This window comes from Rhodococcus sp. NPDC003383, from assembly GCF_053589115.1.
Window position 1 is genome coordinate 25,662 of record NZ_JBSFRG010000017.1, and the last position, 12,907, is coordinate 38,568.

Here is a 12,907-nt window from a genome sequence, read left to right on the forward strand (position 1 = left end):
TGGACATGGCACCAGAGGCTGTCGATATGGAGAAGACCTCCACGCCGTCGATGATCTCGATGGCGAACGTGAACAAATATTTCGGGTCCCTGCACGTGCTGCAGAACATCGATCTGGAGATCCCGCGCGGCCAGGTGGTGATCGTGCTGGGGCCGTCGGGTTCCGGCAAGTCCACCCTGTGCCGCACCATCAACCGGCTCGAACCGATCGATTCCGGGCGGATCGAGGTCGACGGCAAGGTCCTGCCCGCGGAGGGCAAGGCACTCGCCGCCCTGCGTGCCGACGTGGGCATGGTGTTCCAGTCGTTCAACCTGTTCGCCCACAAGACGATCCTCGACAACGTCATGCTCGCGCCGCTGAAGGTCCGCAAGAAGAAGAAGGACGAGGCGAAGAAGGATGCGCTCGCGCTGCTCGAGCGGGTCGGTATCGCCAATCAGGCCGAGAAGTATCCGGCCCAGCTGTCCGGCGGCCAGCAGCAGCGCGTCGCCATCGCCCGCGCCCTGGCGATGAACCCCAAGGTGATGCTGTTCGACGAGCCCACCTCCGCGCTGGACCCCGAGATGGTCCAGGAGGTGCTCGACGTGATGACCTCCCTCGCGAAGGAGGGCATGACGATGCTCGTCGTCACCCACGAGATGGGTTTCGCCCGCAAGGCCGGCGACCGCGTGCTGTTCATGGCGGACGGGCAGATCGTCGAGGACACCGACCCGAACACCTTCTTCACCGCCCCGAAGTCCGATCGCGCGAAGGACTTCCTCGGCAAGATCCTCAGCCACTGACCCGTCAGCCCCGATCACTGGAGGTAGTCCGAATGAAACTGTCCCGCACCGTCCGCCTGGGCCTCGGCGCGCTCGCCGTTGCGCTCGCCGCCACCGCGTGTGGTGGCGAGGAGCAGCGCAGCGCCCTCGAGTCCGCCCAGGCCGGGAATCTCACGATCGGCATCAAGTTCGACCAGCCGGGGCTCGGACTGCGCAACCCGGACGGCACCTTCAGCGGTTTCGACGTGGAGGTCGCCAAGTACGTCGCCGGTCAGCTCGGTGTCTCGGAGGAGAACATCACGTTCAAGGAGGCACCGTCCGCGCAGCGCGAGACGCTCATCCAGAACGGTGAGGTCGACTACATCGTCGCGACGTACTCGATCACCGATGCTCGCAAGGAGAAGGTCGACTTCGCCGGGCCGTACATGGTCACAGGACAGTCGCTGCTCGTGCGGGCGGACAACACGGACATCACCGGACCCGAATCGCTCAACGGCGGCAAGAAGCTGTGCTCGGTTGCGGGCTCGACCCCGGCGCAGAACGTGAAGGACAAGTACGCGCAGGACGTGCAGCTGCAGGAATTCGACACGTACTCGGCCTGCGTCGAGGCGCTGCGCAACGGCGCGGTCGATGCGCTGACCACCGATGCGATCATCCTCGCCGGCTACGCGGCGCAGTCCCCGGGTGAGTTCAAGGTGGTCGGTGAACCGTTCACCACCGAGAACTACGGGATCGGTCTCGCCAAGGGCGACGAGGAGTCGCGGGCCCGCATCAACGACGCGATCCAGTCGATGCTCGATTCCGGAGCGTGGGAGGCTGCGTTCCAGTCCACGGTCGGCGCCTCCGGCCTTCCGGTTCCGGAGCAGCCGACCATCGATCGTTACTGATCCGGTCGCGGCCGGACGATCCACAGCCCGTTCGGGGCGGATCGTCCGGCCCGCGTCGCAGCTCGGGTGCGAGCTCGTCGCACAGTCTCGTCCATCGAATCCTGGAGTCCACCAGTGGATCTGTTGAACAAGTACGGCAGTCAACTGCTCGAGGCGTTCTGGACCACGATCCAGCTCACCGTTCTGTCCGCGATCGCCGCCCTGATTCTCGGCACGATTATCGCCGCGATGCGGGTCTCCCCCATCCCGGTCGCGCGGGCGGTCGGAGCCGCGTACGTGACGATCTTCCGCAACACGCCGCTGACGCTGATCATCCTGTTCTGCCTGTTCGGCCTCTCGCAGACCCTGGGTGTCGCGCTCGCACCGACCGATTCACCGACCTTCTTGGTGGACAACAACTTCCGGCTCGCAGTTCTCGGCCTCAGCGTCTACACGGCGGCATTCGTCTGTGAATCACTGCGGTCCGGCATCAACACCGTCCACGTCGGGCAGTCGGAGGCGGGCCGCTCGCTGGGCCTGACGTTCGCGCAGAATCTGCGGCTGATCGTCCTGCCCCAGGCGTTCCGCGCCGTCATCGCTCCGCTCGGCAGTGTGCTGATCGCCCTGACGAAGAACTCGACGATCGCCTCCGTGATCGGTGTGGCCGAGGCCTCGCTCCTGATGAAGTCGATGATCGAGACCGAAGCCGCGATCTTCCTCGTCGGTGGGATCTTCGCGCTCGGCTTCGTGATTCTCACCCTTCCCATGGGCCTGCTGTTCGGCTGGCTCGGAAAGCGTTACGAGGTGGCCCGATGAGCGCCCGCGCAACCGTCCTCTACGACGCGCCCGGCCCGCGGGCCCGCGCGACCTACCACGCGATCTCCGCGCTCGTCGTCGTCCTGCTCGTCGCTGCCGGGTACGTGGTGTACCGCGCCCTGGACAGCAAGGGGCAGCTGACCGCGGCCAAATGGGATCCGTTCCTCGAGTCGACGTCGTGGACGACCTATCTGCTGCCCGGTATCCGCGGCACCCTGATCGCCGCCGCGCTCTCCATCGTGTTCGCGCTGATCCTCGGGTTCGTGCTCGGCATCGGCCGGTTGTCCGACCATCGCTCGGTGCGCCTCGTGAGCGGCACGATCGTCGAACTGTTCCGGGCGGTGCCGGTGCTGATCCTGATGATCTTCCTGTACCAGATCTTCGCCGAATACCGGGTGTTCAAATCGTCCTATCTCGCGCTCGCCGCGGTGGTCACGGGCCTGACCCTGTACAACGGCTCGGTGATCGCGGAGCTGGTGCGCGCCGGCATCCGGTCCCTGCCACGCGGGCAGACCGAGGCGGCGAGCGCCCTGGGTATGCGCAAGAACCAGGTCATGCGCCTGATCCTGCTGCCGCAGGCCGTCACGGTGATGCTGCCGGCGATCATCTCGCAGATGGTGGTGGCACTGAAGGATTCGGCGCTCGGCTATCTGATCGGTTACGTCGAAGTGGTGCGGTCCGGTCAGCAGCTCGGCGCGGCCTTCGGCAACTATCTGCCGTCGCTGCTGGTGGTCGCCGCGATCATGATCGTGCTGAACAGTTCGCTGACGGTACTGGCCACCCGGGTCGAGAAGCAGCTGCGGGCCGGTCGCCGCAAGAAGGGCGCCGTGACACCCGAAGAGCCGCAAACCATCCCGGTGATGGCGGTTCCCGGCATGGACATCACCGGCGAGCAGAAACCGTGACGCGACCCGCGCGGCGGTGACCGGACCGCGTCAGACGTCCGCGAGACCGTCGGTGCCGGAGCCGAACTCGGCGAGTTCACTGCGCACCACGTCGAACGCCATGCCCTGGGAATAGCCTCGTCGCGCCAGCATGCCGACCAGCCGGCGCACGAGCTTGTCCCGCTCGGCGGCGATCTCGCGTCGATCACCCTCGGTCGGCAGCGGCGGCTGGGTGCGCAGCTTCTTGCGTACGAGCTCGACGGCGCGCTCGCGTTCGTCGTCGCTGTCGATCTGGTCCAGCGCCTCCGCGGCATCCTGCTGCCCGATTCCTTTGCGGCGCAGTTCGAGTGCGATCGCGCGTTTGCCCTTGCCGGCGTACAGGTGCCGGGACCGGACCCACTGCTGCGCGAAGTCCGCGTCGTCGACCAGGCCCACCGCGGCGAGCCGGTCCAGGGTGCGCTCGGTGATCTCCGCCGTGAACCCCTTCTCCGCGAGCTTCGTGGCCAGTTCGGCACGGCTGCGTGCCCGGTCCGTCAGCAGGCGCAGGCACACGTCCTTGGCCTGCGCCTCCGTGCCTCCTCCGGGTTCCGGGCGCGGACGTCGACGGCCCTGCCCGGACGAGGGGGCCGAGTGCGGGTCCGGAGTCGTGGGATCGTCCATGTCCGGCACGTTAGCGGGCCCCACCGACAGCGGCCGCCGAGCGGATCCACGTGATCCACGCCCCCTGTACGACGTCGGCGAGGTCGCGGTATCCCTGCGCGGACGGGTGCGCCCCGTCCCCCGCAGCCGCTTCCCGTATCCACGCGGTGTCGCCGTGAAGGTGCTCGAAGACCGGGCAGTACGTCACGTTCCGCTCGGCACACACCTCGGCGAACAGCCCGTCGAGGCGCCGGGTGCGTGCATTCTGCTGCTCGTCGGCAACCGGTGGCGGACCGACGACGAACACCGGCCAGCCACACGCGCGGGCGTCGTCGAGGATCGCGGTGAGGTTGGTCACCGAATCCGCGGGCGGCACCCGCGTCGAATCCTCTTGCTGCGCCGAGTCGTCCAGCAACGTCGTGTCGTTGACACCGAACGAGAGGACGAGGCGATTGTCGCACCCGTCCGGGAAGCGACGGCGGGCCTCGTCGAGCCAGCGGGCCCGGACATCGGCGGTCGTGTCGCGGCGGACCCCGAGGTTGTAGACGGTGACATCGACGTCGCCGAGCGCCGACCGGGTGACATCGACGTCGCCGAGCGCCGGCCGGGTGACATCGACGTCGCCGAGCGCCGGCCGGGTGACATCGACGTCGCCGAGCGCCGGCCGAGCGCACTCGGCGAGCAGACCTGTCCAGCCGCGATGCGCGGGATCACCAACTCCCGCGACGAACGAATCACCGAAGAAACACAATCGAATCGGCCGCACGGTCATGGCGGCCATGATGCCAGGGTGGCGGGCCCGGTCGTCGACCGTGCCCGCCACCCGCCGCAGGCGTGCGTCAGAAGTCGGCGGCTTCCTCGGCCTCGTCGGTGACCACGGCGCCGATACCGAGCTTCTCCTTGATCTTCTTCTCGATCTCGTCGCGGATGTCGGTGTTCTCGAGCAGGAACTTGCGCGCGTTCTCCTTGCCCTGGCCGAGCTGGTCGCCCTCGTAGGTGTACCAGGATCCGGACTTGCGGACGATGCCCTGCTCGACACCCATGTCGATGAGCGAGCCCTCCTTCGAGATGCCCTGACCGTAGAGGATGTCGAACTCGGCCTGCTTGAACGGCGGCGAAACCTTGTTCTTGACGACCTTGACGCGGGTGCGGTTACCGACGGCGTCGCCGCCGTCCTTGAGCGTCTCGATCCGCCGCACGTCCAGTCGGACGGAGGCGTAGAACTTCAGAGCCTTACCGCCCGTGGTGGTTTCGGGCGAGCCGAACATGACGCCGATCTTCTCGCGCAGCTGGTTGATGAAGATCGCGGTGGTGCCGGAGTTGTTGAGGGCACCGGTCATCTTGCGCAACGCCTGGCTCATGAGGCGGGCCTGCAGACCGACGTGGCTGTCGCCCATCTCGCCCTCGATCTCGGCGCGCGGCACGAGCGCCGCGACCGAGTCGACCACGATGATGTCGAGCGCGCCGGAGCGGATCAGCATGTCCGCGATCTCGAGCGCCTGCTCACCGGTGTCCGGCTGGGACACCAGCAGTGCGTCGGTGTCGACACCGAGCTTGCGGGCGTACTCCGGGTCGAGCGCGTGCTCGGCGTCGATGAACGCCGCAATGCCGCCGTTGGCCTGCGCGTTGGCCACCGCATGCAGCGCGACCGTCGTCTTACCCGAGGATTCCGGACCGTAGATCTCGACCACGCGGCCGCGCGGCAGACCGCCGATACCGAGTGCGACGTCGAGCGCGATCGATCCCGTCGGAATCACCGCGATCGGCTGGTGGGCCTCCTCCCCCAGTCGCATCACGGAGCCCTTGCCGAAGCTCTTGTCGATCTGCGCGAGGGCGAGCTCGAGCGCCTTCTCGCGGTCGTGTGCCTGTGCTGCCATCGTGGTCCCCTTCATCGAATCTCGTCTTGTTGTCGACGACGTTAGAGCCCGGTACCGACAAGTTCGTCGTGGCGACCGGTGAGCCGCCGGATCTGTGGATGGATCCGACGCCTGTGGACAACTACGCCACCGTGCACGACACCAGCATAGGCGAACAATTGTTCGAACGGTGCGTTCCGGCTCGTCGCGTCACCGGCGCGAGGGCGGCACGTCGAACTCCTCACACATGGCACGCCACACCTCTCGAGGCTCCTGACCTGCTTCGATCGCCTCGGCGGGGGTGAGACCGCCGAGCGAGAGAATCACGTGGTCGCGGAGCAACGCGTCGCCGTGGAGCTGCCCGAATTCGATCCGGACGAGCTCGTGGAATTCCGTCAATCGCATCCCGCCCACGGTAGTGGGCGCCGGCCGGTCGCGTCGAAGCGGTGGGTTGTTCAGGCAGGTGGGTTGCTCAGGCAGTTGCCACGGTCCGGCAGACCTGCACCGGATCCTCGACCCGGCTCGCGGTCGCTGCGGCACTGCGGGCCGCCGCAGCGAAACGCTTCTCGCTCAGGATCGTCTCGACCGCGGTGAGTACAGCCACGGGATCGAGCGGCCGCACCACCAGCGCGCTGCCCTGCCGGGCGGCCCGGTTGGCCAGTTCCCACTGGTCGCCACCCCCGGGCACGATCACCGCGGGTACTCCGGCACTCAGCGCCTTCGCGAGCATCCCGTGACCGCCGCCGCACACCACCACGTCGGCCTGCCCGAGCAGCAGGTCCTGGCGGCCCCGCCCCGCGACCGCCCAGTCCGGCAGTTCCCCGTCGGCTCCGTCGAGCATGGTCGCCGCGACACGCATCCCGGTTCCGTCCAGAGCGGTGCACACGGCGTCGAGCATGCCCACGACACCGGTGGTCGCCGTGGACGGAGCCACCATCACCAGCGGGCCGGTGCCGGGGGGTGGAGTCAGCACGGTCTCGGTCGGTTCCCACAGCAGCGGACCCACGAGGTGCGCGTTCGCGGGCCAATCGGGTCGCGGCACCTCGAGCGCCGGCAGGGTCGCGATCAGGCGCGCGGCGGGTCCCGGGTCCTTTTCGGGCAGGCCGATGCCCATCCGCGCGGCGCCGCGTTCGCGTTCGCCCTGCCGCACGGAGCGGGCGGTCATGCGACGCAGCAGGGCGTCCCGGACCCGGCCGCGGATCCCACGACCGGGCGCGAGACCGCTGCCGATAGGCGGCAGGCCGCGTGAGGGCAGGTACAGCGGATGCGGGGACAGCTCGATCCAGGGGATGCCGAGCCGTTCGGCGGCCATGCCGCCTCCGGCGGTGATGACGTCGGAGACGACCAGGTCCGGCAGCAGCGCGCTCAGGTCGGGCAGGATCTCGGTCGCGATGTGCGCGGCGCGGGCGTGGAGCTTGGCGCCGGCGTCGGCGTCGTCGTCGCCCGGCCGCGGATCCAGGCCTTTGAGCAGCGCGAACGTGACGCCGGGCAGGTCGGTACCCAGCCAGCGCTCGCCGGTGAACAGGATCGGATCGTCCCCCGCCTCCGCCAGGCGCCGGCACAGTTCGATCGCCGGGATCGCATGTCCGGCATCAGGTCCGGCCACCACCGCAACTCGCATCGCACCAGCCTGTCACATCGCGCGGGCCGCTCGGCCGGGACCGGTCAGGCGAGGCCGTGCTCGGCGAGCACGGACAGTGCCGCGTCGTGCGCCGCGGCCCGGTCCGCGGGGACGAGGCCGATGCGGGTACGCCGGTCGAGGATGTCGTCGGCGTCGAGTGCCCCCTCGTGGGTGACTGCGAACTCGAGTTCGGCGCGGCACACGTCCAGGCCGGGAGCGACGGGCGCGAGTCCCGCGGGATCGGCGGCGAGGAACGCCGCCTCGGTCCCGTAGCGACTCACCAGGGACACCGGCGCCGACAGCCGGGACAGCGCCGTCCGGTCCGCCGCCCCGACCAGCGCTATCCGGTGGGTGTTGCAGGGCCCGGCCGGCAATCCGGTGGCGGCGACGGCGGCGTCCACCGCGTCCTGCGCCATCTTCCGGTAGGTGGTCAGCTTGCCGCCGACGATGCCGATCGGACGGCCTCCGCCGCGGACGACCGCGTGCTTGCGGGACAGGTCCGCCGTGGCACCGTCCCCGTCGGGCGTGCGCAGGAGCGGACGCAGCCCGGAATAGGTGGCGAGCACGTCGTCGCGGGTCAGCGCGGTGGTGAGCGCCGAGTTGACGGTGTCGAGCAGGAAGTCGATCTCGCCGTCGGTCGCGTGCGGGACGTCGGGGATGTCGCCGGGGGCGTCCTCGTCGGTGAGGCCGAGGTAGATCCGCCCGAGCTGGGCGGGCAGGGCGAACACGAACCGGTTGGTCGCGCCCGGAACGGGAACGGTGAGCGCCGCGGAAGGGTGCCCGAGGGCGGCCGCGTCGAGGACCAGGTGGGTGCCGCGGCTGGGGCGCAGCGCGATCGAGGGATCGACGTGGCCGGCCCACACCCCCGCCGCGTTGATCACCGCGCGGGCCCGCACCGTCAGGTCTCCGCCGGTGATCTCGTCGTGCAGGACCGCCGTCTCGGCGGTGGCGGCGTACGCGGAGACGCGGGTGAGGATGCGCGCACCGAAGGTCGCGGCGGTGCGGGCGAGCGCGACGACGAGCCGGGCGTCGTCGACGAGTTGCCCGTCGTGGGCGAGCAGCCCGCCGCGGAGTCCGTCGCGACGCACCGCGGGGACGAGGGCGGCGGCACGGGCCGCTCCGACCCGGCGCGACCGCGGCAGCAGCGTCCCGGGAGTGCGGGCCGCCGCGCGCAGCGCGTCCCCGGCGAGGAAACCGGCCCGGACCAGCGCGGACTCGGCGCGGCCGAGGGACGGCAGCAGCGGGACCAGTTGCGGCATCGACCGGATCAGGTGCGGGGCGGTGACGGTCATGAGGATGCCGCGTTCGACCGCGCTCTCGTGTGCGATCCCGACGTTGCCGGTCGCGAGATAGCGCAGTCCGCCGTGGACGAGTTTCGAGCTCCACCGGCTGGTTCCGAACGCGAGGTCGTGACGTTCGACGAGGACGACGCTCAGCCCGCGGGCGGCGGCGTCGAGTGCGACCCCGGCGCCGGTCACCCCGCCGCCGATCACCAGCACGTCGACGGTGGGGTTGTCGGCGAGCCGGTCCAGGTCGCGGCGGCGGCGCACCGCGGAGAGCGCGCCGGGTCCGAGTCCGGTCACGGTGGTCCTCCCTGGGTGGGGGTCAGATAGGCGTCGACCGCGTGGCCGAGTTCGGCCAGCAACTGTTCGCGGGGTGTCGTGTCGGCGACCGCGCGCGCCGACTGGACCACCGACTGCGCGGTGAGCAGCACCATCACGGCGATCCGCCGCGGTTCGCCCTCGCGGATCGATCCGTCGCGTTGCCCCTCGACGATGCCGGCGGTCAGGGTGTCGAGCAGCATGCGCTGGCTGGTGCCGAGCCGGTCGACGATGTAGGTGGTGAGCACGTCCGGGTCGGTGTTCACGATCTTCCGGAACAGCGGATGGGCGCCGATCGCGTCGGCGGTGGTCACGACCGCCCGAACGAGCCGGGTCCGCGCCGGGCCACCGCCGGCCGCGTCGGGGACGACGCGCCGGATCTCGCGGGTGAGCAGGTCCGCGACGATCGCGCGGGTGTCGGGCCAGCGGCGGTAGACGGTCGGGCGGCTGACCCCCGCGCGGCGGGCAACCTCGGCGAGCGTCGTCCGCCGCAAACCGAAGTCGAGCATGCAGGAGTAGGCGGCGTCGAGGATCTGGTCCTCGATCCTGGCGGGCTCGCGCGGACCTGCGGTTCTCGAATCATCGTTACGGATCGACATCGTATGTAAAACTGTAACCCATGAACGCGCCTTTCACCCCGCAACATCCCGACGAAGCGCCGACGATGGCGTGGGACGCGTGGGGAACCGAGGACCGCCGCATCGAACTCTCCGCGCGGGTCCTCGACCTGCTCGAACAGGCACTCGGCGTCGACACCGGACGCGACCGCGTCCTCCCCGAAGCCGACGTGCGACTGAGTCCGGGCCGGCTACGCCCCGAACACCGCGACGAACTCGCCCGGATCGTCGGCCGCGACCACTTCGCCGACGACGACCGGACGCGGCTGCGGCACGCGGGCGGCAAGAGCACCCTCGACCTTCTGCGCCGACGCAGCCGCGCCGAGCAGGACGCGCCGGATGCGGTGCTGTTCCCGGGCAGCCACGAGGAGGTCGTCGCCGTGCTCTCCTACTGCTCGACGGAGGCGATCGCGGTGGTCCCGTTCGGCGGCGGCACCAGCGTCGTCGGCGGCGTGGATCCGGTGCGGGGGCGGTTCGAAGCGGTGGTCACGGTCGATCTGCGCCGCCTGACCGCGCTGACGAGCCTCGATCCGGTGTCCGGTCTGGCGACCCTGCAGGCCGGCGCGACCGGACCGCAGACCGAACAGCTGCTGGCCGCGCACGGCTTCTCGCTCGGTCACTTCCCTCAGAGTTACCGGCACGCGACTCTCGGCGGCTTCGCGGTCACCCGCTCGGCGGGCCAGGCGTCGGCCGGCTACGGGCGGTTCGAGGACATGGTCGACCATCTCGTCGTCGCCACCCCGCGCGGCACACTGCGCGCCGGACGGGCGCCGGCGTCCGCGGCCGGTCCCGACCTGCGCCGATTGTTCCTCGGCTCGGAGGGCACGCTCGGCATCGTCACCGAGGTGGGGGTGCGCATTCACCCCGTGCCCGCGACCACCGCGTTCCGGGCGTGGTCGTTTCCCGATTTCGCGACCGGCGCGGCGGCATTGCGCACACTCGCCGGGACCGGCGCCCTGCCGACGGTGCTCCGGCTGTCGGACGAGGCCGAAACCGGCATGAATCTCGCACTGCACGAGAACATCGGCGGTGACGCTCCCGGCGGCTGCCTCGCCGTGACCACCGTCGAGGGCAGCGAAGCGCACGTGCGGGCCCGTGCCGCCGAGGTCGCGGCGCTGCTCGCGGCGTCCGGCGGCACCGATCTGGGCGACGGTCCGGCCCGCGCCTGGCAGCACGGCCGGTTCGACGCACCGCATCTGCGCGACGCCCTGCTGCGGGTCGGGGCGCTCGCCGAAACCCTCGAGACCGCGACGACCTGGTCCAACCTGCTGTCCCTGCGCGCCTCCGTCACCGAGGCGCTCACCGCGGACCTGACCGCGCAGGGCACACCGCCGCTGGTGATGTGCCACATCTCCCACACCTATCCGACCGGCGCTTCGCTGTATTTCACGGTGGTGTGCGCCCAGTCCGACGACCCGATCGCGCAGTGGTCGCGGGCCAAGCGCGCCGCGGGCGACGCGATCGTCGCGGCGGGCGGCACAATCACCCATCACCACGCGGTCGGTCGCGACCACCTGCCGTGGCTGGAAGCGGAAGTCGGCGATCTGGGACTCGACGTGCTCGCCGCGGTGAAGAACGCGATCGACCCTCGCGGAATCCTCAATCCTGGGAAGCTGATCGGGTGACCGGCACCGTCACCGCACTCACGAATCCGGCCGCCCGCGACCGGCGGTCCGCACACGTCCGCGCCGCAGCCCTGCACCGCCTGCGCGAGCGCGGGTTCGTCGTCACCGAGATCGCCGGCGACTCCCCCGCCGAATCCTCGGAACTGGCCGCGCGGGCCGTCGCGGACGGCACCGACGCGCTGGTGGTGATCGGCGGCGATGGCCTGGTGTTCCTGGCGTGGCAGGCGGTGGCCGGCACCGGAATTCCGCTCGGCATCGTACCGGCGGGCACCGGCAACGACCACGCGCGGGCGCTCGGCATCCCCACCGATCCCGTCGCGGCCGCCGACGTGATCGTCGGCGGCCGTACCCGGACGATCGACCTCGGGCGTGCGACACCCGTCGGGCTCCGGCCGCTATGGTTCGGCACGGTGCTCGCCAGCGGATTCGATTCTCTGGTCACCGATCGCGCGAATCGGATGCGGTGGCCACGCGGGCACCTGCGCTACAACGCGGCGACCGTGGCCGAACTCGCGAACCTGCGCCTGCTTCCCTATCGAATCACCTTGGACGGCAACACCTTCGACACCGAAGCCACGATGGTGTCGGTGGGCAACGCGTCGAGTTACGGCGGCGGGATGCGGATCGCACCGAACGCGCGGCTCGACGACGGACTGTTCGACGTAGTCGTGGTGACCTCCGCGAGCCGGTCGCGGCTGCTGCGCCTGTTCCCGACGGTCTACCGCGGCACCCACGTCGACCTCGACGAGGTGACGGTGTACCGGGCGCGGTCGGTGCGGCTCGACTGCCCCGGCATCACCGCCTACGCCGACGGCGAGCGCGTCGGACCCCTGCCCGTCGACATCGAGGCCGTGCCCGACGCCGGCTGCGTATTCGTTCCCTAGCCGAACGTGTACAGCTCGAATCCGGCGGCGTGGGTGGCGTCGAACCCGGGCAGCGGCCCCGACGCCATCGTCACCTGAGCCTGCGCCTGTTCCTCGACGGGCACATCGCTCAATGCCTCGAGGTAACGCCGGTGCGCGGCAAGCGAGGCCACCGCGACCTCGACCGTGTCGGTGACGTCCACCGCGTGCGTCGGCATCGTGGTGTTGACGGCGACCCATCGCACCCCGGTCCACGGTTCGAGTCCCTGTTCGGCCAACTCCGGGAAGATCCACTCGTTGGCGGCGTCGGAGACCGCGTCGAGCACGCTGAGCCCCAGCGCACGATGGTCGGCGCTGTTGAGAATCCCCGGGAACCAGGTGAGCCCGAAATTGCCGGTGACCACCATGTGCGGGCGGTGCCGCCGGATCGCGGCGGCGAGGTCGCGGCGCAGATCCGGTCCGGCGACGAGTGTGCCGTCGCGGTGACCGAGGAACTCGACCTGCTCGACACCGACGATCCGCGCCGATTCCCGTTCCTCCGCTTCGCGCAGCGGCCCGCACTCCTCCGGAGGCAGGCCGGCGATGCCCGCTTCGCCGCTGGTGGCCAGCACGTAGCGAATGTCCTTTCCCTGCCGGGTCCATCGCGCGACCGCCGCGGCCGCGCCGTATTCGATGTCGTCGGGATGCGCCGCGATCACCAGTCCGCGTTCCCAGTCCTCCGGTACCGATTCCATACGACCACTATCTGCGATGACGGTTCG

The 12,907-nt window shown here is 70.1% G+C and carries 14 protein-coding genes; 6 read left to right on the forward strand and 8 right to left on the reverse strand.

The features are described from left to right. Nucleotides 1-50 precede the first annotated feature (50 nt). From gluA to ACWDTS_RS16140, 4 genes are all read left to right on the forward strand, one after another. Entirely contained in the window at nucleotides 51-779 is a 729-nt protein-coding gene (gluA, locus tag ACWDTS_RS16125; RefSeq protein WP_197254722.1) for a glutamate ABC transporter ATP-binding protein GluA, read from the forward strand. A gap of 32 nt (nucleotides 780-811) precedes the next feature. Further along, nucleotides 812-1,645, forward strand: a complete 834-nt coding sequence (locus ACWDTS_RS16130; protein WP_197254695.1) for a glutamate ABC transporter substrate-binding protein — start codon at nucleotides 812-814, stop codon at nucleotides 1,643-1,645. 114 nt (nucleotides 1,646-1,759) lie between these two features. Continuing rightward, the gene (locus tag ACWDTS_RS16135) at nucleotides 1,760-2,440 is read left to right on the forward strand and encodes an amino acid ABC transporter permease (protein WP_450118595.1); all 681 of its coding nucleotides are present in this window, start codon (nucleotides 1,760-1,762) and stop codon (nucleotides 2,438-2,440) included. Then, the gene (locus ACWDTS_RS16140) at nucleotides 2,437-3,345 is read left to right on the forward strand and encodes an amino acid ABC transporter permease (RefSeq protein WP_248674744.1); all 909 of its coding nucleotides are present in this window, start codon (nucleotides 2,437-2,439) and stop codon (nucleotides 3,343-3,345) included. Before ACWDTS_RS16135 ends, ACWDTS_RS16140 begins: the two co-directional genes overlap by 4 nt. A gap of 30 nt (nucleotides 3,346-3,375) precedes the next feature. Here the strand turns inward: ACWDTS_RS16140 and recX are convergent, their stop codons facing one another. The 7 genes from recX to ACWDTS_RS16175 all read right to left on the reverse strand — a co-directional run bounded on the left by recX (nucleotide 3,376) and on the right by ACWDTS_RS16175 (nucleotide 9,640). Continuing rightward, entirely contained in the window at nucleotides 3,376-3,984 is a 609-nt protein-coding gene (gene recX / locus ACWDTS_RS16145) for a recombination regulator RecX (RefSeq protein WP_450110232.1), read from the reverse strand. A 10-nt stretch (nucleotides 3,985-3,994) separates the two neighbouring features. Next, complete coding sequence (locus tag ACWDTS_RS16150; RefSeq protein ID WP_450118596.1) at nucleotides 3,995-4,744, reverse strand: DUF459 domain-containing protein; 750 nt, start codon at nucleotides 4,742-4,744, stop codon at nucleotides 3,995-3,997. Between the two features lie 58 nt (nucleotides 4,745-4,802). Then, nucleotides 4,803-5,840, reverse strand: coding sequence for a recombinase RecA (gene recA, locus ACWDTS_RS16155; RefSeq protein WP_197252591.1), 1,038 nt, complete (start codon nucleotides 5,838-5,840; stop codon nucleotides 4,803-4,805). Nucleotides 5,841-6,029: 189 nt separating this feature from the next. Then, nucleotides 6,030-6,224, reverse strand: a complete 195-nt coding sequence (locus ACWDTS_RS16160) for a DUF3046 domain-containing protein (RefSeq protein ID WP_197252590.1) — start codon at nucleotides 6,222-6,224, stop codon at nucleotides 6,030-6,032. Nucleotides 6,225-6,291: 67 nt separating this feature from the next. Then, a complete protein-coding gene (locus ACWDTS_RS16165; RefSeq protein WP_450118597.1) occupies nucleotides 6,292-7,440 on the reverse strand; it encodes a glycosyltransferase in 1,149 nt (382 codons plus the stop codon). Nucleotides 7,441-7,484: 44 nt separating this feature from the next. Then, nucleotides 7,485-9,023: a glycerol-3-phosphate dehydrogenase/oxidase gene (locus ACWDTS_RS16170; protein ID WP_450118598.1), complete on the reverse strand. Its 1,539-nt coding sequence runs from the start codon at nucleotides 9,021-9,023 to the stop codon at nucleotides 7,485-7,487. Further along, entirely contained in the window at nucleotides 9,020-9,640 is a 621-nt protein-coding gene (locus ACWDTS_RS16175) for a TetR/AcrR family transcriptional regulator (protein ID WP_197252587.1), read from the reverse strand. Before ACWDTS_RS16175 ends, ACWDTS_RS16170 begins: the two co-directional genes overlap by 4 nt. A gap of 20 nt (nucleotides 9,641-9,660) precedes the next feature. Between ACWDTS_RS16175 and ACWDTS_RS16180 the strand changes: the two genes are divergently transcribed. After that, nucleotides 9,661-11,283 (forward strand): FAD-binding oxidoreductase, encoded by a 1,623-nt coding sequence (locus ACWDTS_RS16180; protein WP_450118599.1) that lies wholly within the window; start codon nucleotides 9,661-9,663, stop codon nucleotides 11,281-11,283. Beyond that, on the forward strand, nucleotides 11,280-12,167 hold the full coding sequence (locus ACWDTS_RS16185) for a diacylglycerol kinase (protein ID WP_450118600.1): 888 nt from the start codon (nucleotides 11,280-11,282) through the stop codon (nucleotides 12,165-12,167). The genes ACWDTS_RS16180 and ACWDTS_RS16185 overlap by 4 nt, the downstream gene beginning before the upstream one ends. Here the strand turns inward: ACWDTS_RS16185 and ACWDTS_RS16190 are convergent. Further along, nucleotides 12,164-12,880, reverse strand: coding sequence for a PIG-L deacetylase family protein (locus ACWDTS_RS16190; protein WP_450118601.1), 717 nt, complete (start codon nucleotides 12,878-12,880; stop codon nucleotides 12,164-12,166). The two genes, ACWDTS_RS16185 and ACWDTS_RS16190, sit on opposite strands and share 4 nt — an antisense overlap. Nucleotides 12,881-12,907 lie beyond the last annotated feature (27 nt).

Bases quoted from the DNA above. Each gene is read 5' to 3' on its own strand.
- recA (WP_197252591.1), bottom strand. From the start codon at position 5,840: ATGGCAGCACAGGCACACGACCGCGAGAAGGCGCTCGAGCTCGCCCTC.
- recX (WP_450110232.1), bottom strand. From the start codon at position 3,984: ATGGACGATCCCACGACTCCGGACCCGCACTCGGCCCCCTCGTCCGGG.
- ACWDTS_RS16140 (WP_248674744.1), top strand. From the start codon at position 2,437: ATGAGCGCCCGCGCAACCGTCCTCTACGACGCGCCCGGCCCGCGGGCC.
- ACWDTS_RS16130 (WP_197254695.1), top strand. From the start codon at position 812: ATGAAACTGTCCCGCACCGTCCGCCTGGGCCTCGGCGCGCTCGCCGTT.
- ACWDTS_RS16165 (WP_450118597.1), bottom strand. From the start codon at position 7,440: ATGCGAGTTGCGGTGGTGGCCGGACCTGATGCCGGACATGCGATCCCG.
- ACWDTS_RS16175 (WP_197252587.1), bottom strand. From the start codon at position 9,640: ATGTCGATCCGTAACGATGATTCGAGAACCGCAGGTCCGCGCGAGCCC.
- ACWDTS_RS16150 (WP_450118596.1), bottom strand. From the start codon at position 4,744: ATGGCCGCCATGACCGTGCGGCCGATTCGATTGTGTTTCTTCGGTGAT.
- gluA (WP_197254722.1), top strand. From the start codon at position 51: ATGATCTCGATGGCGAACGTGAACAAATATTTCGGGTCCCTGCACGTG.
- ACWDTS_RS16190 (WP_450118601.1), bottom strand. From the start codon at position 12,880: ATGGAATCGGTACCGGAGGACTGGGAACGCGGACTGGTGATCGCGGCG.
- ACWDTS_RS16160 (WP_197252590.1), bottom strand. From the start codon at position 6,224: ATGCGATTGACGGAATTCCACGAGCTCGTCCGGATCGAATTCGGGCAG.
- ACWDTS_RS16180 (WP_450118599.1), top strand. From the start codon at position 9,661: ATGAACGCGCCTTTCACCCCGCAACATCCCGACGAAGCGCCGACGATG.